Raw genomic sequence first — 24,393 nt, forward strand, 5'->3', positions numbered from 1 at the left:
GGAGAATCACATGCAGCTTAAACGTGTGGCAGAAGCCAAACTGCCAACCCCCTGGGGCGATTTCCTGATGGTGGGCTTTGAAGAACTGGCAACCGGGCAGGATCATGTCGCGCTGGTGTATGGCGATATTTCGGGGCAAGCCCCGGTACTGGCTCGCGTACACTCAGAATGTCTGACGGGCGATGCCCTTTTTAGTCTGCGTTGTGATTGCGGTTTTCAGCTGGAAGCGGCGCTGTCGCACATCGCTGAAGAGGGACGCGGGATCCTGCTATATCATCGTCAGGAAGGCCGAAATATCGGTTTACTGAATAAAATTCGCGCCTACGCGCTACAGGATCAAGGCTACGATACCGTCGAAGCCAACCACCAGCTTGGTTTTGCCGCCGATGAGCGCGACTTTACGCTGTGCGCCGACATGTTCAAGCTGCTCGGCGTCGAGCAGGTTCGCCTGTTGACTAACAACCCGAAGAAAGTCGAAATTCTGACCGAGGCGGGGATCAATATCGTCGAACGCGTGCCGCTCATCGTCGGGCGTAACCCGAAAAACGAACACTATCTCGATACCAAGGCTGCCAAGATGGGGCATCTGCTGAATAAATAATTCAGTTCCAGAATGAATCAGGGCCAGCATTCGCTGGCCCTTTCTTTTACAGCATATTACGAATCACATAATGCAGAATGCCGTCGTTCTGATAGTAAGTCAGCTCAGTCGCGGTATCGATACGACAGCGACACTGAATGACCTCCTGCTGTCCATCGGCGCGGGTAATCGTGACTGGAACCTGTGCCGCGGGATGCAGCGCCTGCAGGTTGCTGATATCAATCCGCTCTTCGCCGGTCAACTGTAGCGTTTTACGCGTCACGCCTTGTGGAAACTCCAGCGGTAATATCCCCATGCCGATAAGGTTGGAGCGGTGAATACGTTCGAAGGACTCGGCAATGACCACCCGCACGCCCAACAGACGCGGCCCTTTTGCCGCCCAGTCGCGGCTGGAGCCTGAGCCATATTCTTTACCGGCGATTACCGCCAGAGGGGTACCTTCGGCTTTGTACAGCATAGCCGCATCGTAGATGGCGATAGGCTGCGTGTCCGGCAAATGACGCGTCATCCCCCCTTCTACACCCGGCACCATTTCGTTACGGATACGAATATTAGCAAAGGTGCCGCGCATCATGACTTCATGGTTACCGCGTCGCGAACCATAAGAGTTGAAATCGCCGCGCGCCACGCCGTGCTCCTGCAAGTAGCGTCCTGCCGGGCTGTCAGCCTTGATACTTCCTGCCGGGGAAATATGGTCGGTGGTGACGGAATCACCAAGCATCGCCAGGATCCGAGCGCCATGAATATCTTCCACCGGTTTCGGCTCAACCCCCATCTCATCAAAGAATGGCGACAGGCGAATATAGGTAGAGTCATCCTGCCAGCGATAGGTATCGGAACGCTCAACCTGAATCGCTTTCCACTCCTCGGTACCTTCAAAGACTTCGGCATACTCTTTACGGAACATCTCGGTAGAAACCTGCTGCACAGCGCGAGCAATCTCCTCGCCGCTCGGCCAGATATCTTTCAGGAACACCGGCTTACCGTCTTTACCAACCCCAAGCGGTTCGCGGGTCAGATCGATGTTCATATTGCCGGCCAGCGCATAGGCTACGACCAGCGGAGGCGACGCCAGCCAGTTGGTTTTCACCAGCGGATGGATACGACCTTCGAAGTTGCGGTTGCCGGAGAGTACAGCCCCCACGGTCAGGTCTCCTTTTTTGATTGCCTCTTCGATAGGTTCCGGCAGCGGCCCGGAGTTACCGATACAGGTTGTACAACCGTAGCCGACGAGGTTAAAGCCCAACTCATCAAGATAAGGCGTCAACCCCGCATGCGCCAGATAATCGGAAACCACTTTCGAACCCGGCGCCAGCGAGGCTTTCACCCACGGCTGCGGTTTCAGGCCGCGCTCAACCGCGTTCTTCGCCAGCAGGCCGGCGGCCATCAACACGCTTGGGTTGGAGGTGTTGGTGCAGGAGGTGATTGCCGCAATCGCCACCGCGCCTTCCGGCAGCGAATAGCGTTGCCCATCAAGAGTGTAATCAACCGGTTGACGCGATTGTTGCGTTTGATTCACTTCCAGTTCGTTGCTGGCGGCAAACGCTTTCGGCACATCGCCCAACGCGACGCGGTCCTGCGGCCGTTTCGGCCCGGCGAGGCTGGCCTCAACCGTCCCCATATCCAGCGCCAGGGTGCTGGTAAAGACCGGTTCATCGCCCGTCTGGCGCCACATGCCCTGCGCTTTGGCATACGCTTCAACCAACGCCACCTGCTCTTCGCTGCGTCCGCTGAGGCGCATATAGCTGAGAGTCACTGCATCGATCGGGAAGAATCCGCAGGTCGCGCCATATTCCGGCGACATATTCGCAATGGTCGCCCGGTCGGCCAGCGGTAACGAGTCAAGGCCGTCGCCGTAGAATTCTACGAACTTGCCAACCACCCCATGTTTGCGCAGCATCTGGGTCACTGTCAGCACCAGATCGGTCGCGGTGATCCCTTCACGTAGTTTCCCGGTCAGTTTGAAACCAACGACATCCGGAATGAGCATGGATACCGGCTGACCAAGCATCGCGGCTTCCGCTTCAATCCCGCCGACGCCCCACCCTAATACGCCGAGACCGTTGATCATGGTGGTGTGCGAATCGGTACCCACCAGCGTATCCGGGTAAGCCACCCATTCGCCATTCTGCAGTTCGCTCCAGACGGCACGGCCAAGATATTCAAGGTTTACCTGGTGGCAGATCCCGGTTCCCGGCGGCACGACGCTAAAGCGGCTGAAGGCCTGCTGCCCCCAGCGCAGGAATGCATAACGCTCGTGGTTCCGTTCCATTTCAAGACGCACGTTGTCTTCAAAAGCGTTTTCATTACCAAAACGGTCTACCGTCACCGAGTGGTCGATGACCAGGTCAACCGGAGAGAGCGGGTTCACCTTCGCGGTATCGCCGCCCAGGCGTTTTACCGCTTCGCGCATAGCGGCTAAATCCACCACCGCCGGTACCCCGGTGAAATCCTGCATCAGCACGCGTGCCGGTCGGTAGGCAATTTCGCGGTCGGCGTGCGCTGTCGCCAGCCAACCGGCCAGCGCCTGAATGTCTTGTTCCGTCACCGAGTCGCCGTCCTGCCAGCGCAGGAGGTTTTCAAGCAGAACTTTGAGAGATTTGGGCAGTCGGGTGAGATCGCCCAGGTGTTTAGCGGCCAGAACCAGGCTGTAGTAATGGTAGGTTTTGTCTTTGACCTGTAGCGTATCCTTACTGGCTGCTCGTAGTGTTGACGACATAGCTCCTCCTTTATCACAGGGATACATGCCCTGAACTCCTCAGGGTCTTTATTAAAGATAACACAAACCTGGCATAACACTTTGATAACAACTCAAATTGCTAAAATTGACAAAACCGTACAGTTCAGAAATTTTGACGAGAATAGTATTACAGCACGGATATATTTGATGAGGGTGAGTAAGTTCCGAACCTGTTCACTAAGCGGGAATAGAAAAAGAGCTAATCACCGATATGCAATGATTAGCTCAGGATGGATTAACATTTAAAGCTGATAAGTCGGAAAATAATTTCTTCCACCGTGTTCCACAATTCCGGGTGCTAATTTTACCAACCTCCTTTTGTCACAAAAGTGAAATATAACCTTCTCTGATAAACTGCTTTAGCTAATAATCCAGATGAATAATGCAACGATGCACCAGAAAGCGCTAAGCCCCATCAGTAGCGAGCCCCAAACCTGACTGCGCAGCGTTGGATCGATTTCCGCTTTATGACGTTCGTACGACATCGCGAGCTTTGCATAATCGATATTGTTTATCATTTCATCACCACCAATTGCTAAAATCATCAGGTACAGATAAATCTTAATAAGATATATAAAATAGATCCAGCTAATTCAGGAATAGCTAAAAGGCTTTTAACCGTTATTTTGATCGCAGCGGGTATATTGGAGAAATAACGAAGTGAAAATCCGTAGAAATGTGATTACAACGAGGTTTATAAGTTCTGATAAGGTCCATAATAGAAAATGGCACTCCCCAGAGGAAATGCCATTTATCGATACGATTATTTTTCCGGCAGTTTAATATCTTTGAACATCGCCTCTATATCCTCATTCGAACGTAGCGCCACGGCCGTATCTACCACATCCCGCGTCAGATGCGGCGCAAAACGCTGAATAAAATCATACATATAACTTCTGAGGAAAGTGCTTCGGCGGAAGCCTATCTTGGTGGTGCTATGGCTGAAAATACCATTGGCATCAAGTTTTACCAGGTCCGGATCGGACACCGGATCGACCGCCATGCTGGCAATGACCCCAACGCCAAGCCCTAAACGCACATAGGTTTTGATAACATCGGCATCAGTCGCCGTGAAGACGATACGCGGAGTGAGCCCGGCGCGATTAAACGCGGTATCCAGCTCGGAACGCCCGGTGAAGCCGAAGGTATAAGTCACCAGCGGGTACTGCGCGAGCTCTTCAATGGTCACCGAACCTTTAGAAGCGAGCGGGTGATCCGGGGTCACCACAATGGAACGGTTCCAGTGGTAGCACGGCAGCATCACCAAATCGTCGTACAGATGCAGCGCTTCGGTAGCAATCGCAAAGTCAGCATTGCCCTTAGAAACCGCTTCTGCAATCTGCGTCGGCGATCCCTGATGCATATGCAAAGAAACCCGAGGATAACGCTCAATAAAGCCCTTAATCACCCCAGGCAGCGCATAACGCGCCTGCGTGTGGGTGGTGGCAACGTACAATGAGCCTTTATCCGGCCAAGTGTGCTCCCCTGCCACGGATTTAATAGCCTCAACTTTGGACAGCACTTCGCGCGCGATGCGAATAATTTCCTGCCCGGCTGGAGTGACCTGAGTTAAATGCTTACCGCTGCGGGCAAATATCTGAATTCCCAACTCATCTTCCAGCATGCGCACCTGCTTGCTGATGCCAGGCTGCGAAGTATACAAGCCTTCGGCGGTAGAGGAGACATTCAGGTTATGGTTAACAACCTCAACGATGTAGCGGAGTTGCTGTAGTTTCATGGCTGATATCCGTAAACGCGTCAAATGAATCCGCTTAATACCCATTACGTTCAGACTGCTGTCTGCCGGCGGCAAAACGCCAGACATTCCCTGCGGCGCGCCGAACCAGCGCCACAATGCGTCCTGAAAACGATGATGTATAAGACGATTTGATAATAAAAAAGTGATTCGCTATAACCACTATATCATTTATATCTACAGTGTATAGATGCTAACAAAAAATAATAAGTCGGTTATAACGTGGGAGCCACGAGGCGGTAATACGAGGAAAACAGGAGAGAAAATGGGCCGCATTGCGGCCCATTCAGAAGGTTACTTTTTCGCTTCAGTCCATTTACCGTCGATAAAGAAGGCGGACCAGCCGGTCGCTTTACCCTCTTTCTCGGAGGAGACGTACTGTTGCTTGGTCTTACGACTAAAGCGTACCAGCGTTTTATTGCCTTCCGGATCCTGCTGCGGCGCATCGGCCAGATAGCGCAGCTTTTCAGGCAGACGATCGCGGAAGCGGTACAACTCTTCCACTAATGGCGCACGCGTCTCACGTGATTTCGGGAAGGTGTTTGCCGCCAGGAAAACGCCCGCCGCACCATCGCGCAGGACGAAGTAAGCGTCGGACTTCTCGCATGGCAGTTCCGGTAAAGGCACCGGATCTTCCTTCGGTGGAGCCACTTCGCCATTACGCAGGATCTTACGCGTATTTTTACATTCGTCGTTGGTGCAAGCCATGTACTTACCAAAACGCCCCATTTTCAGGTGCATTTCAGAGCCGCATTTCTCACACTCCACGATAGGGCCGTCATAACCTTTGATACGGAACTCGCCCTCTTCAATCTCGTAGCCATCGCAGGTCGGGTTGTTGCCGCAGACATGCAGTTTACGCTTCGGATCGATAAGGTAGCTGTCCATCGCGGTGCCGCATTTCTGACAGCGACGTTTAGCGCGCAGCGCGTTGGTTTCGGCATCATCGCCTTCCAGCACGTTGAGAACTTCGTTTTCCGGTACCAGGTTGATAGTGGTTTTGCAACGTTCTTTCGGCGACAGCGCGTAGCCAGAGCAACCGAGGAATACCCCGGTGCTGGCAGTACGAATGCCCATTTTACGCCCGCAGGTCGGACAGTCGATGCTGGTCAGCACCATTGGGTTCGGCTGCATGCCGCCCTCTTCAGGATCCTTCTCAGCCGTTTGTAGCTGGGAGGTGAAATCGCCGAAGAAGTTATCCAGTACCTGTTTCCACTCGGCCTGATGATTAGCCACCTGATCGAGGCGGTCTTCCATCTGTGCGGTAAAATCGTAGTTCATCAGATCGCGGAAGTTCTCTTCCAGACGATCGGTGACGATTTCGCCCATCTTTTCAGCGTAAAAGCGACGGTTCTCGGCGCGTACATAGCCGCGGTCCTGGATGGTCGAAATGATCGACGCATAAGTGGACGGACGACCGATGCCGCGTTTTTCCAGCTCTTTCACCAGCGAGGCTTCGCTGAAACGCGCAGGCGGTTTGGTGAAGTGCTGCGCTGGGGTCAGTTCCACCAGGCTCAGGCTGTCGCCCTGATTGACCACCGGTAACGTACGGTCTTCATCGCCTTTACGCAGCGCTGGCATCACTTTCGTCCAGCCGTCAAAGCGCAACGTACGACCGCGGGCTTTCAGTTTGAACTCTCCAGCCTGTACCGTCAGGGTGGTTGAGTCGTATTTTGCCGGCGTCATCTGACAGGCGACGAACTGACGCCAAATCAGTTGGTATAATTTCTGCGCATCGGCTTCCATGTCTTTCAGCGATTCCGCCATCACGTTCACGTCAGAAGGACGTATCGCTTCGTGCGCTTCCTGTGAATTTTCTTTGCTGGCGTACTGATTAGCGCTTTCAGGCAGATATTTTTTGCCAAAGTTGTCGCCGATATAGCCGCGAACCATGTTCAGCGCATCCTGACTCAGGTTGGTAGAGTCGGTACGCATGTAGGTAATATGGCCGGCTTCATACAAACGCTGGGCCATCATCATGGTTTTCTTCACGCCGAAGCCAAGACGGGTACTGGCGGCCTGCTGCAGCGTGGAGGTGATAAATGGCGCGCCCGGCTTGCTGCTGGTCGGCTTATCTTCGCGCTCCAGCACGCTATATCGCGCTTTTTCCAGCAGCGCGACGGCAGCCATGGTTTCGTCGCGGTTAACCGGACGGAACGGCTTGTCATTCTTGTGAGTTACCTGCAGCGGTAATGCATCGCCGCCCGGCGTGGTAGTACTGGCGTCGATCTCCCAGAACTCTTCCGGAACGAAGGCTTTAATTTCGCGTTCGCGCTCAACGACCAGACGGACTGCGACAGACTGCACGCGGCCAGCGGACAGACCGCGGGCAATTTTTTTCCACAGCAGTGGAGAAACCATATACCCCACCACGCGGTCCATAAAGCGGCGCGCCTGCTGGGCATTAACACGATCGATATTCAGCTCGCCCGGCTTCTCAAAGGCCTGACGAATCGCGTTTTTGGTGATTTCGTTGAACACCACGCGGCTGTACCGTTGCTCATCACCACCGATAACTTCCCGCAGGTGCCAGGCAATGGCTTCCCCTTCGCGGTCAAGGTCGGTTGCGAGATAGATGTGGTCGGCTTTTTCCGCCAACTGTTTGAGTTCTGAAACTACCTTTTCTTTACCCGGAAGTACTTCATAATGCGCATTCCAGTCGTGCCATGGGTCTACACCCATGCGGTTGACCAGAGCGCCACGTTCATCCTTTTTAGGCTTTTTAGCCCCTTTGGTGGAGGTAGAGTCGGCGCTCTTTTTGGAAGCTGAGCCACTGGTCGGCAAATCGCGGATATGACCGACGCTGGATTTCACCACGTAGTCATTACCCAGATACTTATTGATCGTTTTGGCTTTTGCCGGGGACTCAACGATAACGAGAGCTTTACCCATATTCACCTTTACCTAATTTAATTCATCCAGGAATACATCGCACATTGATTCACCATCCACTAGCGACGTGCCTGATATGTTGCGGCCACGTCGATGGATATCAACCCTCTGCACGCCCAGTTTCACATCCATAAAACCAGATAGCTGAGTTTGCTGGCTTTTGCGAGCCAGGTTGCATAGCACGAAGAATTTTTGGCCGAATGTCAAGCAAATCTGTTGCCAGATCGCTGAAAGCGTCACACTGTACCTGATAAAATTCGTTACGCAACTTTATTAGCATGCAAAAGCCAACTCCGCCAGTAAAGTGATGTTTCTTAGCCGGTTACAATTACCCCCTGCACAATCAATGGAAAATTTGCCCGTTGCCCTCTCGCGGCGTAGACTACCCGCGAAGAACTACAGGAGTCAGTTATGCAAGGTACAACCCAACCCATCGAACGCCAGGCGTTACTTGAAATTGCCAACCAACTCATTCGCGATCATGAAGATACGTTAGCCGGAATTGAAGCCACCAACGTCGTTCAGCGTAACGGGGTTTTGGTGTTCAGCGGCGAGTTTTATCTTGATGAACAAGGTTTACCGACGGCGAAGAGCACTGCCGTATTCAACATGTTCAAGTATCTCGCTCATGAGTTGTCAGATAAGTATCACCTGGTCGATTAATCGCCAGTCATTGATGGACCGGCTCTCGGCTTAAGCCAGCCAGAAACAGCAACGCGAGGTATCAGCCTCGCGTTGTCTTCATTACATTAACGGTTTTTGTCCACGCTGCCACCAGCGCAACAAGAGACGGTCAGCGCTTTCCGCCGCGCTCCCGGTAACGCGATCGAGCAATTTCTTACGCTGCTGGTAACGCACGCTAATCACATCGTGGTTATCCATCATGCTCAACAGGAGTTCATCGCTGGTTTGTACCGCATCCGCCAGCCCTTTTTCCAGCGCCTGCACGCCGTACCAGTGCTCGCCGGTCGCCACCTTTTCGATATCCAGCGACGGGCGCATCTGATGCACGAAATCTTTAAAAAGCTGATGGGTTTCATTGAGATCTTCGCGGAATTTCTGCCGACCTTCCTCGGTATTTTCGCCCAACATGGTTAACGTGCGTTTATATTGCCCGGCGGTATGGAGTTCAATATCGATATCTTTGTTTTTCAGGAAGCGATTGATGTTGGGGATCTGCGCCACTACGCCAATCGAGCCAAGAATAGCAAACGGCGCACAGACGATTTTGTTCGCCACACAGGCCATCATATAGCCGCCGCTGGCAGCGACCTTATCGACCGCAACCGTCAGCGGGATCTGTTTATCACGTAAGCGCTGCAGCTGCGAAGCTGCCAGACCATAACCGTGAACCACGCCGCCGGGGCTTTCCAGACGCACCACCACCTGGTCACGCGCCTTCGCCGAAGCCAGCACCGCCGTGATTTCTTCGCGCAGACCGCTTACCTCGTGGGCATCCATGCTGCCTTTAAAATCCAGCACCCAGATACGCGCCTTGCCGCTGGGTTCCGCGGTGCCCAATTTTGCCCGCGCTTTGGCCTCTTTGGCTTCCTGCTTATGTTTTTTCTTCTGCGCTTTATGCCAGAGTTTTTGCTGCGGGCCATCCAGCAGCGCCACCGCCAGCTCTTCTTTCATCTCCTTATATTGCTCGCTAAGATTCGTTACCCGCAGCTCGCCGCGCTGCTTCTTACGCTGAGTCAGATTAACGATTATGGCGGCGATAACCGCAATGGCGACGACGATAGTCGCAGCCTTGGCTAAAAATAAGCCGTATTGAGCAAGTAATTCCACGTTTTCACCTTGTGTAAAGCACTGACGTTGACGCACAGTGTACATCAGCCTTTATCATCAAGTCTCTGCGCTTTCCGTGCGCTGCGAGGCGCATTCCCGTTTTTTTTGTCGCAATGAAATCGTTGCAAGATATTAATTCTGCGAAGACTTTCCCTTTGACTGATTGCAATCATCAATCGTTTAAGGCATAAAGCGCAAAAGTAAGATACCGAATAAGATGTGGCCGTACGCAGGCCAGCAGAGGAGTCGCCGTGCATTATCAACCGCAATATCACCTACTTAAAGACCGTATCATTCTGGTCACCGGCGCCAGCGACGGCATCGGCCGCGAAGCCGCCCTCACCTATGCGCGCTACAGCGCAAGCGTAGTACTGGTCGGCCGTAATGAAGAAAAGCTGCGCGCCGTCGCGCAAGAAATTGAACAGGCCGGCGGCATTGCCGCGCGCTGGTTCACTCTCGACCTGTTGACATGCACGCCGCAGGAGTGCCAGCAGCTGGCGCAGAAAATCGCCATTCACTACCCGCGCCTTGACGGCGTACTGCATAACGCGGGCCTGCTCGGCGACGTATGTCCGATGGATCAGCAGGATCCTGAGGTATGGCAGCAGGTGATGCAGGTAAACGTTAACGGCACGTTTATGCTCACCCAGGCGCTTCTTCCTTTATTACTCAAGTCCGATTCCGGCTCACTGGTGTTTACCTCTTCCAGCGTTGGTCGCCAGGGCCGCGCCAACTGGGGCGCCTACGCGGCCTCTAAATTCGCCACCGAAGGGATGATGCAGGTTCTGGCCGAAGAGTACCAAAGCCGTCATCTGCGGGTAAATTGTATCAATCCTGGCGGGACTCGCACCAAAATGCGCGCCAGCGCCTTCCCGACCGAAGATCCGCAAAAACTGAAAACCCCCGCCGATATCATGCCGGTCTATTTATGGTTGATGGGCGACGATAGCCGGCGTAAAACCGGTATGACCTTTGATGCCCAGCCGGGGCGTAAACCAGGGATCTCCCAATGAGCGATCAACGCTACCGCGAGCGCCAGCAGCGGGTAAAAGACAAAGTCGATGCGCGGGTCGCCGCCGCCCAGCAAGAACGCGGGCTAATCATGGTCTTTACCGGTAACGGCAAAGGCAAAACGACTGCCGCCTTCGGTACCGTCACCCGCGCGGTTGGACACGGCAAAAAAGCCGGCGTGGTGCAGTTTATCAAAGGTACCTGGCCTAACGGCGAGCGCAATTTGCTGGAGCCGCACGGCGTGGAGTTTCAGGTCATGGCCACCGGCTTTACCTGGGATACGCAAAATCGCGACAGCGATACCGCCGCCTGCCTCGATGTCTGGCAGCACGGGCGCCGAATGCTGGCCGACGACAGCCTGGATCTGGTGCTGCTGGATGAACTTACCTACATGGTGGCCTATGATTATCTGCCGCTGGAAGAGGTGCTGACGGCGCTGCGCAACCGTCCAGCGCATCAAACGGTGATGATTACCGGTCGCGGCTGCCACCGCGAGATCATCGAGATAGCCGACACCGTCAGCGAGTTACGCCCGGTAAAACACGCCTTTGACGCCGGGGTTAAAGCGCAGATGGGGATTGATTACTAAGCGCCAGTCGGGCCAGGAGCTGGCTATTGAGCGGCAGACACAAACAGTCCTCGCCGAGCGCCAGTTGCTGGTCGAGGACGTTTTGCCGCGAAACAAAGCGTTTGCGGTATTCGGTCGGCGTCAGTCCGCAGTATTTGTTAAAGGCGGCTATCAGGTATTTGTGCTCCTGAAAACCGCAGCTATGGCTGATTTCGGTGATCGGCGTGCGCGTATCGCGTAGTAGATTACGAGCCTTATTCAGCCGTACCAGGGTCAGATACTCTTTAAAGTTGTAACGACTCACCCGCTTAAACAGCCGGGAAAACCACGAATAGCTCATCCCGCTGTGCTCGGCCACTTCGCTTAACGTCAGTGGCCGGTCGTAATGCAGATTAATATAATCGATGCCTTTTTTAATCATCGACTCTTCGCGTAGCGAACTCTCCTCCCGCTCCTGCGGCTCGCCTGCCGTCACCAATGCATCAAGCAGCAAATATATCGCTGCGATACGCTGGAATGGCGTACGGTTATCGACAAGCTGTTGCAGCAGCGCCGTGAGCCGCTGGCGCACCTGCCAATCCGCATTCTGCGCAACACGCCCGGCGGTGCACCATTCCAGCCGCGGAGAGGGATGCATTTCATCAAACAGACCCGGCGAAAACTGTACGGTAACCAGCTGGCTACCAGCCATCTCCGCGCTGAGTGAATGCACTTCCTCCGCGTTGATATACAACATATCGCCCTCGCGTAGTAGCCACTCCCGCTGGCCGACGGCCAGCGTAAAACCGCCATGAAGGACGGTGATAAGCTCCGGCGCCGGGTGCCAGTGAGGTTCGCAGTAGCGCACCTCAGCGGCAAAAACGTTGAGTTTCTCAGCGTCGAAGGCGATCAGCTCATAACCGCTACCGGTCGCCGGCTGCCCGCTTTGCGTTACCTGACGAGGATGCGTCACTGAAAACGGGAACACGGGTTACCTCCTGAACTTTTGTTATTGATGATCCGCCAGCACGGCATTGAGTTCATCGCGGTCGATATCCAGCGCCAGGAATTCAGTCAATGCAATGAGCAAACCACAGAACAGATCCGGCGCCAGGCGGATAAGCTTTTCACGTACCTGGTCTGGCGCTACGCCGCTTTTCGCCGAAATCAGCGCCACCACGCGGGCAAAGGCTTCCGGCTGTTGAATAAGCTGTTGGAGAGAATTGTCGTCGCGCAGCGGTACATAGCGCGCAGGGCAATCAATCTCAACGCTTGCCGTTAATGGAAGATCGCGTGACGAGGCGCCCACGTAGATTTGCCACTGCCCAGGGGTCACCAGCCAATCCGCCAGCCCCGGATGATAGCAAGCTAAATCAGCGACGGGCAGCGCGAGCGCGACACGACGCGTTTCTCCCGCCAGCAAAGACACTTTGCTAAAGGCTTTCAGCGCGCGAACCTCGCGGATCAGTTCTCCCTCCGGGGCCGCAACGTACAGTTGTACAATCTCCTTGCCCTCACAGTCGCCGATATTCGTTAAATCAAACGCTACATGCAGGGTTTCGCCTTCGGCAAGCCGCGAGGCGGAGAGCGAAAGATTGGCATAGCGGAATTGGGTATAGCTCAGGCCAAAGCCAAACGGGAAACGCGGCGAAAGACGGCGTTTATCGTAATAGCGATAGCCGACAAATAATCCCTCGCCATAATGATGGCGCAGGTTTTCCCCCGGATACTGTAGCCAGGCGGGCGTCTCTTCGAGCGTATTTGGCACCGTTACGGTCAGCTTACCGCAGGGGTTACATTTACCGAACAGAATTTCAGCCACGGCTCGCCCCATCCCCTGTCCAGCGAAGAAGGTTTCCAGCAGCGCCCGGCATTCGCCAAGCCATGGCATCACCACCGCGTCGCTGTTGGCCAGCACCACCACCACGTTTGGCTGTACCGCAGCGACCTCGCGGATCAGCCGTTCATGCGCGGGCAGAATATTCAGATCCTGGCGATCGCCATTCTCGCCATCCTCACCGACCGCCGTGCTGACAAAAACCACTGCTACATCGGCGGCACCGGCGACATCGCGCACCTGCGCCAGAGCCTGCTCATCGCTTTGATTGTCGTCTGGCGCGCCCGGCGCCCACGAGACCTTAAAGTCATCCCCGGCAAGATCGAAAATTTCATCCAGCGGACGGTCAAGTAAATAGGGAACCGTGGTGGCGCAACCTGAGCCCTGTATCACCGGCTCCTGAGCGGGCTTACCGATCACCGCGATGCGCGGCGTTTTGTGTGGCTTCAGCGGCAGCAGGTTGTGTTCATTTTTCAGCAATACGATGGATTCTGCCGCTAAACGCTGCGATAACGCATGGTGTGCGGCAAAGTCAGCGCGCGTCTGCGGCCGGCGATGTCGTTGCACTTTATCGACCAGTTCAAGCATCCGCAAACAAGCCCGGTCTACCACCGGCATTGGAACCTCGCCGCAAGAGATTGCCGCCAGTAGGGTTTGTTTGTCCCGCCTGGTTTCCGGCATCGCCAGGTCATTGCCGGCAAGCAGCGATGCCGGACGGTCTTTAATACCGTACCAGTCGGACATCACCAGACCGTCATACCCCCATTCATCACGCAATACCTGGGTCAGTAAGAACGGATCCTGCGATGTTTGAACGCCATTAAGACGGTTATAAGAAGACATCACCGTCCAGGGCCGGGATTTGGCAATCGCTCGTTGAAAACCGGCGAGATAGATTTCGCGCAGCGCCCGCTCCTCAATAATCGAATCCATTTCGGTTCGCCGATACTCGGAGTTATTGGCGGCAAAATGTTTAAGACTGGCGCCGACGCCTTCGGCCTGTAAGCCGTTAATCAGCGCCGCGGCGATATCCCCGCTGACGACCGGGTCCTCTGAATAGTATTCATAGCCGCGTCCAGCCAGCGGGGTGCGCCGAATGTTAATTCCCGGCCCCAATAAAATACCCACTCCCATCTGCTGACACTCGCGTCCCAGCGCTGCGCCCATTTCCTGCACCAGTTCAACATCCCAGCTACAGGCCAGACTGGAGCCATTCGGAAAACAGGTGGCCGGCAGCGAGGCGCTGAACAACGCTTCGCTGCCGCCCTTCGCTACAGGCTCGTCGGCGCTGGCCTGGTCGGCGGTTTGAGTTATCACCGAGATAAAGTCATCCATGCTCCACTTTTCATTGCCATCTATTTGCGCACTGCTATAGCGCACGCCGTAGGTACCATCGGTCATCACGATATCGGGGATACCATGCTGCGGCAACGATGCCGTACGCCACAGGCCACTGCCGGTCAGCAGCGCCACTTTTTCCTCTACCGACATGGCGGCAATAAGGGTACTAAAATCATTATTCATCTCTCTGACTCCTTGAGGTTAAAGCGCGTTTTGCTTACGCAGGCTGATTTTTTGCACGATATCGCGATAGGTATTTTCATCCAACGAGTAGCAGGCTACGAAGATGGCGCTGATAGCGAACATCGCGCCGGGGAAGAGCGTCATCAGAATATTGATGCCATTAATCGCATCGCTGGTCACATTACCCGCATCATAGTGATAGAGATCCAGCATCCAGCCCGCGCAACCGCCGCCAATAGCCATCGCAATTTTGGTGATAAAGTTAAAGAAACCGTAGATTGCGCCTTCAGAGCGTACGCCGTGATGCCATTCAGCATATTCGACAGTGTCGGCAATCATCGACCACATGGCGACAAAGCCCATACCTAATGTGATGCTGTAAAGACATACACCGCTCATTATCAGCCACAGGTTATTACCAGCGATGAAATATTGCATCAGCACCCCCAGCACGCCAATTAACAACGCCAGAAGCGCCATTTTCTTTTTTCCTATCAGCGCAATCACTTTCTCGGAAATGATGGTTCCAACGATATAAGCACCTGATTGAATCATGAAGAAAGTTGCGGTAAACCCTTCGCTGCCGATAATGTATTTAATAAAGTAAATGGCGATCGCCATCCAGACGGTATAGGCGATATAGAAAAATACGGTAAATAATGACAGATGAATCAGTGGAGCATTGCCTAATACCGCACGGAACATTTCACGAAGCGTCGGCGCATTCATTTCATCCTCTTCGCCAACTCGTTCTTTGGTCATGGCAAAACAGGCAAGAAACATAAAAGTCGCTAACAGCGCAAAGCAGGAAACGGCAAAGACATAGCCCATCTGTTTGTCGTTAAAGGGCGAAATCAGCCAGTCGGCGGTTGTGGAAACAATCAGATACCCGACAATCGCCAACACAAAGCGGTACACGGACAGCGACGAGCGCGAGGCTTCATGCTGCGTCAGGCGGTTGGTCAATGCTGAATAAGGCGTGTTAACCGCCGTATATGCCAGGCAATAAATGGTATAGGAAGCCAGCGCGAAATAAAATTTAGCTTCCCCGCCAAATGGCACAAAACACAACACGGTTAAAAAACCTAACGGTATCGCACCATATAATAGCCAGGGACGCAGCTTGCCATATTTACTCTGCGTCTTATCAATTGCAAAACCAATCAAAATATTAAATATTGCATCAATCACCCGGGCGATCACAAAGATCAGGCTCGCCTGTACCGCGCTGATGCCATAAATATTTGTATAAAAAAACAGTAAGAATAACGAGACAAAACCGAACGATAAATTAGAGGCGAAATCACCTAAGCCATAGCCTATCTTTTCTTTTACGCCGATGACCACATAGCTTGCCGATAACTTTGTTGTTGTACTCATTGCGGGCTACCTGTTTTTGTAATCAGTGCCGACAGTATATGGCGACGCTAATAACATCACTTTGCGTTATTTGTCTGCGTAATTCCTGTTTCTTGTCTTTATGCAAAAGTGTGAAAAATGTCACAAGCGAAGGGAAAAAGAGGAGCGTTCCGGCGCGAACCGCCGGAACGTACAGCATTAGCCGTTGGTCTTGTTGCGAGTGCTGGAACGGCGGTTGCCGTTATTACCCTGGCGAGGATTGCCGCTGGTCTGGCTATGACGCTTGACGGCACGGCGAATCTGATTCGCTTTCATGCGACGGCGATCTTTCTCCACCGCCACTTTGCTTTCGGTTTCCGCCGGCAGCTCCACCAGTTCACGCAGATAGTTGGTTTGCGCCAGATCCAGTTCCGTCCAGCCGCCGCGCGGCAGGCCTTTCGGCAGCAGAATATCGCCGTAGCGTACGCGAATAAGACGGCTGACCTGAACGCCGACGGCTTCCCACAGGCGACGCACTTCGCGGTTGCGCCCTTCGGTCAAGGTGACGTTATACCATTGGTTGATCCCTTCACCGCCGGTGAACTTAATCGTTTTAAACGCTGCAGGGCCATCTTCTAACTGTACGCCACGCGCCAGTTGGCGCAGCTTGTCTTCATCAACCTGGCCGAAAACGCGAACGGCGTATTCACGCTCGACTTCGCGGCTCGGGTGCATCAAACGGTTCGCCAGTTCACCATCGGTGGTAAACAGCAGCAGGCCGCAGGTGTTCACATCAAGGCGACCCACCGCAATCCAGCGCGCGCCGCGCAGTTTCGGCAGACGGTCAAATACCGTCGGGCGCCCTTCCGGATCGTTACGGGTACAGAGTTCGCCTTCTGGCTTGTAATAGGCCAATACGCGGCAAATCTGCTCGGCAGATTCTTTTACCGAAATAAGATGGCCGTCGATACGAATTTTCAAACCAGGCACGATTTCTACGCGATCGCCGAGGGTTGCGACCTTACCATCCACGCTGACGCGGCCAGCTTCGATGATAGTTTCAATTTCACGGCGGGAGCCATGGCCAGCACGAGCCAGCACTTTCTGTAATTTCTCGCTCATAGAGCTTCCTTTAGGTGTCGCCTTCCCAGGCGTCTGATATGCTTTGGCGACAACAGGCCATTAAAACCACCAACCTGTTGTTATATAAATACTTTACACATTTTAAGGCGCCGTTCGTCAGCACTGTTAAACAGCGCGCGCGCCTGCGTGGGCGAACATACTACACTAACTTCAAAATGAATGCTTCACTGCGATACATTTCTCTGTCTATGGATTATCGCTCGCCGTCAATGAACTTGCCTTGAGGGGAAAGTGGGCAAATGGCGCCGGATGACTAAACAGGTATCCTTGCGCTTTCTGGCAACCGAGGTCGCGTAACTGGTCTTTTATCTCCTCATCTTCAATACCCTCAGCAACGACGGGCACCTTAAAACCCTGTGCCAGCACAATCAGCGATGCAATCACCGATTCCGCTTTGTCATCATCGGCGAATTGACAGATCAAACGGCGATCAATTTTGATGCTATCAAATGGCAGCGTATGTAAATAAGAGAGGCTGGATAAATTGACGCCAAAATCATCCAGCGCGACGGCAATACCATGGCGACGTAAATAAGCAATCATTCTGCTCATTCGGGTAGCATCGTTCATCAATAGCCGTTCGGTTATCTCAAGACAAATATTGCCCGTGACCAGCCCATTACGATAGATAACATCCATTAAATGCCAGGCAAAATCCTGTTGCAGGAGTTGAATCGCCGATACGTTGATATGCAGAATAAAGTTCGCCGGCGCCCCGCGGAGAATCATAGCGGACAGTTCCCGACAGGCCTCTTCAATAACCCAGCGCCCCAGCGGGATTATCAGCCCACTCTCTTCCGCCAGTGGGATGAAACGCTCGGGAGGAATTTCGCCTACCGTTTCGGAGCGCCAGCGAAGCAAACATTCTCCTTCCTGAAAAGCGCTTTGATCCTGCAAATCCACAATTGGCTGTAGCATCAGATGAAATTCATGTTGCTGGATCGCATCATGAAGATGCTCATGGAGTTGGATATTATAAAGCTCAGCCTCATGCATCTCGCCGCTGAAAAACGTCGCGACGCCGTTTCCCTGTTTCTGCGCATGGCGTAATGCAATCCATGCCTCACGCAACGTTTGTTCAATATTCTCTGCGTGGATCTCAGTCGTCACCAGGCCAATATTGCCGGTATAAACGTATTTGCTTGCCGTAGGAGACGCTTCATTATTGACGTCGATAAATAGTGAGGAGAGCAGTTCTCTGTAGCGCTGATGCTCTTTTGGCTGAGTTTGTCCTGGAAAAACCACGATAAGCTTATCTACTGTATCGCGGGCGATCAGCGTATTCGTCGGCAGTAAATTACGCAGGCGAAGAATATAATCGCTAATGAATTTTTCACCATACTCCGTACTTAAGGAATTGATAATAGCGTTCATATTACTGATATGCAGCAGCGCGAGCAGGTTTCTACCTTGATATAGCGATGTCTGACGCAGTAACCCCGTCCGCGAGAATAATCCGGTGGTTCTATCCTCTTCTATTTCGCGCCGTTGGGCGTCGAAACTTTCCGCCAGCTTATGCGATAGCGCCATAAATGTGGTTTCCAGAGAGGCTATTTCCGGGAAATGACGCTTATTATCTGGCGGCGTCCAGCGGTGCGTCGCAAGCTGATCCGCTTTACGGACAATATCCCGCAGCGGTTTTACCACCTTCGCCAGGCCACAGAAAACCACCAGCAGACCAAGTGTAAAAATGACAAACAGCATGCTCATGGTGATAGCTATATATTTAACGATGGTACGGGTAATCATTCTCGCTGGGCTAATCACAATCCCCGTCCAGTGCAGTATGTCATCACGGTCGGTGATTGGGAAAGCATCAACATAATATTCTTCTTTGCCGGAGCTAAAAAACTGCAATCCCGTGCGTTTATGCGTTTTTAAGGTGTGACTGGCTGCCACAACAACCGGTAAATGAGTGTTTTCAAGCGTTTGTAGATTCAACCGTGAGTGTTTTCCCCCAGCCAGCATATTTCGCGTCAATGATGGCACTGATGAAGAAATGAGCTCATTTTTTTCATTAACAATCAGCAGAATACTTTCCGGATGGGGTTTAAATTTTTCCAGGCTTTTATTTAGTTCGTTGAGGTGCAACTCGCTGGCGACGACGCCAACAAACTGTCCCTGGCGATTGAATGCCGGCGAGCTGAACGCAACGCCAATTTCATTTTCATATTCATAATCGCGAAAGGGTTTTGTCCAGTGCGAGCTCTGGTCTTTGGCAACCGCCGCATACCATTCGCGTTGCGTTGTTTGATAATCCGCTAGCACCGATTTTACCAATGAGTTCACCGTCAGGTGGCTATACGCCGTCAGATGGTGACCTGTTTGCGCATCTTTTACCGCAAGATAATCATTCGACTCGGCCTGGCCGCGCGCCACTTGAATAAAATCGCCATTTACTGCGCCAAATCCGACCAGATTGAGATAATGTTTGTTGCTGAAGACGTTATTGGTGGTATTGACCATTTCGCCGATCAGGCTGCGAACCGGGATCGCAGTACTGGATTGACGTCCGATCGCATGAACCAGTATCGCGTTCGATTGCGCGGGAACATCAATATAATCGTGGATGACTTCCTCGATATTGACTCTTTTCGCTCGCAGAATATCCTCACTCACCTCATCAAAAAAAGCATAACCTTCGTAGTAGAGAAAAGCATATGTCGTCAGCAGCACGACGAGAATTGTCGTGGCTAAGGTAAATATGATGGCCTGAGTTAGGGTGAACGGGTAACTGTTGACCGAAAGCTGTTTTTTTAATATTTGCATCGTTATTATCGCCGCTCGTCTTTGTCATCATTCCGGTTCAACAACGAAAAACCCATTGGCGACGTCAAAACTATCAAACGTTTTCGGCCGGGAATAATGATATCCCTGGGCCAAATCACAGCCCATCTCCTGCAGTTTTTCCGCCATTTCGCGCGTTTCAACGCCTTCGGCCACCAGCGGCACGGAAAAACTTCGCGCCAGCATTAACACCGAGGCAATAACCGCTTCGCTTTTTTTATCGTCTAGCACATTGCTAACAAACCCGCGGTCAATCTTCAGACAGTCAAACGGCAGTGAATGCAGATACGAGAGGCTGGAATAACCGGAACCAAAATCGTCAATCGCGACGCAAACGCCGAGGCGGCGTAAATAAGCCAGTATTTCGACAATCCGCCACGTGTCATGTAGCAAAACGCTTTCGGTGATTTCGAGACAAATATTGCGGTTCATCAAATCATTAGCGTGAATTGACTCCAGCAAATGCTGAGCAAAATCAGGTTGCTGAAGCTGAATTGCCGAGATATTGACGTGCAGTTTAAAATCACGCGGCGCGCCGCGCGTGATAAACGCGGCAAGTTCACGACAGGCGGTTTCAATTATCCATTTCCCTAACGGCACAATCATGCCGGTGTGCTCGGCAAGGGCGATAAATTTGTCGGGCGGCACGAAACCCGACACATTTGATTGCCAGCGGATCAGGCATTCACCTTCTTTACAAGGCCGCTGCGATTCAAATGAAACGATCGGCTGCAAAACGAGATGGAAACCTTCGGAATGGAGATCGTCGCATAACGCCTGATGCAGACGCAGATTATTCACTTCCTCTTCACGCATGGCGGCCGTGAAAAGTTTACTCGTACCGCTACGCTGCATCTGGGCATGCTGTAAAGCCAGACTAACATTCATCAGACATTCGCCGATGTTCTCTGGGGTTAATGATTCAATCAACATGCCAATATGGCCAGTAAATATATGCGATTCGCCTGACATATCAGAAGCAGACATACGAAAAACAGAAGCAAGTAGCGCGCTGTACCAGTCGACATCCTTTTCGGCATACGTGCCATCAAAAGCGATAATGAACAAGTCTTCTCGATCACGACAACATAGTGCCCCTTCAGGCAATATTTTGCGAATGCGTAAAGTAAACTGGTGAATAAACTGTCGGGCCTGAGTCGTACCGAGCACATTCTTAACCGAGTTGTAGTTGTTAACGTATACCATCGCCAGCATATTGCGATGACGGTACAGCGACTCACAATGCAGTAAACCGCTACGGGTTAAAAAACCGGTTTCGCTATCTTCTTCCAGTTTCCGGCGTTTAGATTCGAAAGTGTCTGGAATAATTGCATATAGGTTGCTCAATGCTGCATCCAACGAGGCTATTTCCGGAAATACTCGTTTAGTTGGTTTCTTCCACGGCATTAACCCCAGATGCACTTTATCTGTAACGTCTTTTAAGGCGCCGGTGAAATGAGAAATAATCATCAACAGAATCAACATCAGAATAAAAATAAACAGTGTCGTGGCGAAGGTCACAAGTAGACGCTGTTTATTCATTTCCGCCATTTCCGCATGCTGTGGTGCGATAAGTACCGCCTTCCAGTTCAGCAGATGTTGGCGGTCCTGCACGCTAAAGGCGGTCGCCAACAAAGACTCGTCCTCAGTACGCAAGGAAAATGACGTCGGCGACGGCTGCGCCGAGGTAAGCTTTGCTATCAGTTGGCGATCCTGCTGCCATTTATGTTGGTTGCCGGAACGCGCGACAATGCGATTGTTGTCATCGATAAGTAGAAGAGCATAGCTTTTATCCGGCAGGAGACTCTGTAAATAAGCGGTCATATCCGCAGGTGTGGCGCCGCTGGCGATCGCCCCGACGAAGCGGCCTTGTTTATCGTACACTGGCTGGTTCCAGCTCATGATCAAACTGCCGGTAAAGAGAGAACGTTGCCAGAACCCGTGCGTTTGCTGGCGAGCGCGGCGAAACTGCGGTAAATCAGCAACATTAAACGCGTTATTGACGTTGACAATATTGGTCTGCGGGCTTAACCCGCTGTATTTAACCAGGGAGTGATGATTATCGCGCTGGGTTCGCTGTAAATAAATTTGATTACTATGATTATCGCGAATAACAGCAATACTGGAGCCATTTTCCGCAAACCACGACAGGCTCTGGAAGGCGGGCATGGTTTTAAACGCGCTCGCCGTCAAATACACCATTTCAGGAACTAAAGTATCCTTATCGATGTTGTTACTTTCGCCCTGAATATATTGTAAAAATAGATTCGTTATTTGTCGTGGGCGATCGACAGCATCCTCAAGTTTAAGCTGAATAGACGTATACTGAGAACCAATGATTTTTTTATCAATGGCACTACTGACCTGACGCGACTGATAGTTAAACAGGCTGGTCAGGCTGACAACAATCAGCATTAACGCCAGCAGCGAAACAACCAGTACGCTTTTTACCAGGGTGATGGGATAGGTATTTGAGGTCAGCTTTGGCATATATTAACGGTATTTAATCACTATTATAAGATTATTATCACTGAATACCACCAGGGCTTAATGTATGACTTTACCCGCCAGATATAAGGTAACGGCAACACTGGAAAACATAAAAAAAATCAACAGTACTTTCTTCCTCTTAAACACGTCGGAGGGTTAAATAGTCAGCTTATACATAATGTTGAATTTCTTTCTGGAAGCAATATCAGTGAGTGATATCGTAAGCGGACTAATAATATAAAGAAGAAAGGAGCGACTCAATGCGGAAAGAATTTTAAAATAAATTTAAGCCGCGGGCGACGCATGAAACGCCGCCCGCGAGAAACATCACAGGAAGGGTTTAATATCACCAACGCCTTCACGCAGCACCACCGGCGCGTCTTCGGTCAGGTCGATAACCGTCGTCGGCTGCTGGCCGAGATAACCGCCGTGAATAATCAGATCGACCACCTTTTCAAGACGGTCTTTAATCTCTTCCGGGTCGGACTCCGTGAATTCATTACCCGGCAGCATCAAGGATGTCGAGAGCATCGGCTCGCCAAGCGTTTCCAGCAGCATCTGGGCGATAGGATTTGCCGGCACGCGCATACCAATGGTTTTACGCTTTTCTTGCAACAGGCGGCGCGGCACCTCTTTCGTTCCTTTAAGAATAAACGTGTAGTTGCCCGGGGTATTGTTTTTGATCAGACGAAACGCCACGTTATCGACAAACGCATAGGTCGACAACTCGGAGAGATCGCGGCACATCAGGGTGAAATTGTGGCCATCCGGCAACTGACGAATACGGCAGATCCGCTCCATCGCCCCTTTATCTTCAATTTTGCACCCCAGAGCATAACCAGAGTCCGTTGGATAAACGATAACCCCGCCCTTACGTACGATTTCCACCGCCTGATTAATCAACCGCGCCTGCGGGTTATCGGGGTGGATATAGAAAAACTGGCTCATACTTCCCTCTCAATTTGTTCAGCGGCCACTTCCCAACTGCGCCAGATCCCTTCTACGCCAGCGGGTAGCCAAAGTTTGCGCCCCAGTTCGATCCACGGACAGGGCTGGTGGAAATCCGAACCCTGCGACGCCATCAAACCAAACTGTTTCGCGTAGCCCGCCAGCTGCGCGCGCTCATGCGGCGCCTGCTGACATTGGGCGACCTCCATCGCGTCGCCGCCCTGCTCGCTAAAATGGGCCAACAGCCGTTTCAACCATTTGGCGGAAAGATCGTAACGCCCCGGATGGGCGATCACCGCTTTGCCACCAGAATGATGAATGACATCAATCGCTTGTTTTATTGTACACCACTGCGGCGGAACGTATCCGGTTTTCCCGCGGGCGAGATATTTTTTGAATACATCGGCAATATTGCTCGCAAAGCCGGCTTCAACTAAAAAGCGGGCAAAATGGCCGCGGGTAACCGCGCCGCCATCGGCGAGCTTTAACGCCCCTTCCCAGGCGCCGGGGATACGCGCTTTCTCCAACCGTTCGGCAATCATCTGCCCGCGCTGGTTGCGCCGCGCTTTCTGTTCGCAGAGCAGTTGCGTTATCGCCGGATGGTTGATATCAATATTCAGTCCGACGATATGAATTTCGTGATTTTCCCACAGGGTGGAAATTTCTACCCCGGTGATAAGCGTGAGCGGCAGTTCAGCCCGCGCAATTTCGGCACGCGCTGCCGGAATGGCCGCCACGCTATCGTGATCGGTGATTGCCAGCGTCCCCACCCGCATCTCATGCGCGCGATGTACCAGCTCTTCTGGAGTCAATCGCCCATCGGAGGCGACGGTATGGCTGTGCAGGTCATAAATGACCGCGTAATTAGTGTCGCTCAAAATGGCTCCTGGTGGACCTGAACTGAAATAAGCGCATTATGATAACGACTGAGAAAGAAAATCTGCAAACAAGGGTTGACTTTATTTTCATGGACTAGTTAACTAGTACG

The 24,393-nt window shown here is 52.4% G+C and carries 17 protein-coding genes; 4 read left to right on the plus strand and 13 right to left on the minus strand.

Annotation, left to right across the window (positions count from 1 at the left end):
• Nucleotides 1–10 precede the first annotated feature (10 nt).
• On the plus strand, nt 11–601 hold the full coding sequence (gene ribA, locus ABLV17_RS25075) for a GTP cyclohydrolase II (protein ID WP_015366227.1): 591 nt from the start codon (nt 11–13) through the stop codon (nt 599–601).
• A gap of 46 nt (nt 602–647) precedes the next feature.
• On the opposite strand, the gene acnA is transcribed toward ribA, so the two are convergent.
• The 4 genes from acnA to topA all read right to left on the minus strand — a co-directional run bounded on the left by acnA (nt 648) and on the right by topA (nt 7,989).
• Nucleotides 648–3,320 carry an aconitate hydratase AcnA gene (acnA, locus tag ABLV17_RS25080; RefSeq protein WP_348854754.1) on the minus strand — a complete coding sequence of 891 codons (2,673 nt, stop codon included), beginning with the start codon at nt 3,318–3,320 and terminating at the stop codon, nt 648–650.
• Between the two features lie 380 nt (nt 3,321–3,700).
• Nucleotides 3,701–3,859, minus strand: coding sequence for a YmiA family putative membrane protein (locus tag ABLV17_RS25085; protein WP_072056445.1), 159 nt, complete (start codon nt 3,857–3,859; stop codon nt 3,701–3,703).
• A gap of 245 nt (nt 3,860–4,104) precedes the next feature.
• Entirely contained in the window at nt 4,105–5,079 is a 975-nt protein-coding gene (cysB, locus tag ABLV17_RS25090; protein WP_015705738.1) for an HTH-type transcriptional regulator CysB, read from the minus strand.
• Between the two features lie 312 nt (nt 5,080–5,391).
• Nucleotides 5,392–7,989 carry a type I DNA topoisomerase gene (gene topA, locus ABLV17_RS25095; protein WP_045393156.1) on the minus strand — a complete coding sequence of 866 codons (2,598 nt, stop codon included), beginning with the start codon at nt 7,987–7,989 and terminating at the stop codon, nt 5,392–5,394.
• Nucleotides 7,990–8,400: 411 nt separating this feature from the next.
• On the opposite strand from topA, the gene ABLV17_RS25100 reads away from it, so the two are divergent.
• Nucleotides 8,401–8,652 carry a YciN family protein gene (locus tag ABLV17_RS25100; protein ID WP_015366222.1) on the plus strand — a complete coding sequence of 84 codons (252 nt, stop codon included), beginning with the start codon at nt 8,401–8,403 and terminating at the stop codon, nt 8,650–8,652.
• A gap of 81 nt (nt 8,653–8,733) precedes the next feature.
• Here ABLV17_RS25100 and sohB read toward each other — a convergent pair whose 3' ends face one another.
• Nucleotides 8,734–9,780 carry a protease SohB gene (gene sohB / locus ABLV17_RS25105; RefSeq protein ID WP_348854755.1) on the minus strand — a complete coding sequence of 349 codons (1,047 nt, stop codon included), beginning with the start codon at nt 9,778–9,780 and terminating at the stop codon, nt 8,734–8,736.
• Nucleotides 9,781–10,031: 251 nt separating this feature from the next.
• On the opposite strand from sohB, the gene ABLV17_RS25110 reads away from it, so the two are divergent.
• Together ABLV17_RS25110 and cobO are read left to right on the plus strand one after the other, a co-directional pair.
• Nucleotides 10,032–10,793 carry a YciK family oxidoreductase gene (locus tag ABLV17_RS25110; protein ID WP_087859373.1) on the plus strand — a complete coding sequence of 254 codons (762 nt, stop codon included), beginning with the start codon at nt 10,032–10,034 and terminating at the stop codon, nt 10,791–10,793.
• On the plus strand, nt 10,790–11,380 hold the full coding sequence (cobO, locus tag ABLV17_RS25115; RefSeq protein ID WP_015366219.1) for a cob(I)yrinic acid a,c-diamide adenosyltransferase: 591 nt from the start codon (nt 10,790–10,792) through the stop codon (nt 11,378–11,380). The genes ABLV17_RS25110 and cobO overlap by 4 nt, the downstream gene beginning before the upstream one ends.
• On the opposite strand, the gene ABLV17_RS25120 is transcribed toward cobO, so the two are convergent.
• The 8 genes from ABLV17_RS25120 to rnm all read right to left on the minus strand — a co-directional run bounded on the left by ABLV17_RS25120 (nt 11,352) and on the right by rnm (nt 24,283).
• Nucleotides 11,352–12,326: an AraC family transcriptional regulator gene (locus tag ABLV17_RS25120; protein WP_271032385.1), complete on the minus strand. Its 975-nt coding sequence runs from the start codon at nt 12,324–12,326 to the stop codon at nt 11,352–11,354. The two genes, cobO and ABLV17_RS25120, sit on opposite strands and share 29 nt — an antisense overlap.
• A gap of 21 nt (nt 12,327–12,347) precedes the next feature.
• Entirely contained in the window at nt 12,348–14,699 is a 2,352-nt protein-coding gene (locus tag ABLV17_RS25125) for a glycoside hydrolase family 3 C-terminal domain-containing protein (protein WP_348854757.1), read from the minus strand.
• Nucleotides 14,700–14,717: 18 nt separating this feature from the next.
• Complete coding sequence (locus tag ABLV17_RS25130; RefSeq protein WP_213316300.1) at nt 14,718–16,079, minus strand: MFS transporter; 1,362 nt, start codon at nt 16,077–16,079, stop codon at nt 14,718–14,720.
• Between the two features lie 177 nt (nt 16,080–16,256).
• Nucleotides 16,257–17,159, minus strand: coding sequence for a 23S rRNA pseudouridine(2605) synthase RluB (rluB, locus tag ABLV17_RS25135; RefSeq protein ID WP_045393170.1), 903 nt, complete (start codon nt 17,157–17,159; stop codon nt 16,257–16,259).
• Nucleotides 17,160–17,366: 207 nt separating this feature from the next.
• Nucleotides 17,367–19,949, minus strand: a complete 2,583-nt coding sequence (locus ABLV17_RS25140; RefSeq protein ID WP_348854759.1) for an EAL domain-containing protein — start codon at nt 19,947–19,949, stop codon at nt 17,367–17,369.
• 27 nt (nt 19,950–19,976) lie between these two features.
• Complete coding sequence (locus tag ABLV17_RS25145; protein WP_348854760.1) at nt 19,977–22,457, minus strand: EAL domain-containing protein; 2,481 nt, start codon at nt 22,455–22,457, stop codon at nt 19,977–19,979.
• Between the two features lie 327 nt (nt 22,458–22,784).
• Nucleotides 22,785–23,405 carry an L-threonylcarbamoyladenylate synthase gene (locus tag ABLV17_RS25150; protein WP_020078571.1) on the minus strand — a complete coding sequence of 207 codons (621 nt, stop codon included), beginning with the start codon at nt 23,403–23,405 and terminating at the stop codon, nt 22,785–22,787.
• Nucleotides 23,402–24,283, minus strand: a complete 882-nt coding sequence (gene rnm, locus ABLV17_RS25155; protein ID WP_213316325.1) for an RNase AM — start codon at nt 24,281–24,283, stop codon at nt 23,402–23,404. Before rnm ends, ABLV17_RS25150 begins: the two co-directional genes overlap by 4 nt.
• Nucleotides 24,284–24,393: the final 110 nt, after the last annotated feature.

It is taken from the genome of Klebsiella sp. CN_Kp091 (assembly GCF_040065095.1).
GTDB lineage: Bacteria > Pseudomonadota > Gammaproteobacteria > Enterobacterales > Enterobacteriaceae > Klebsiella > Klebsiella aerogenes.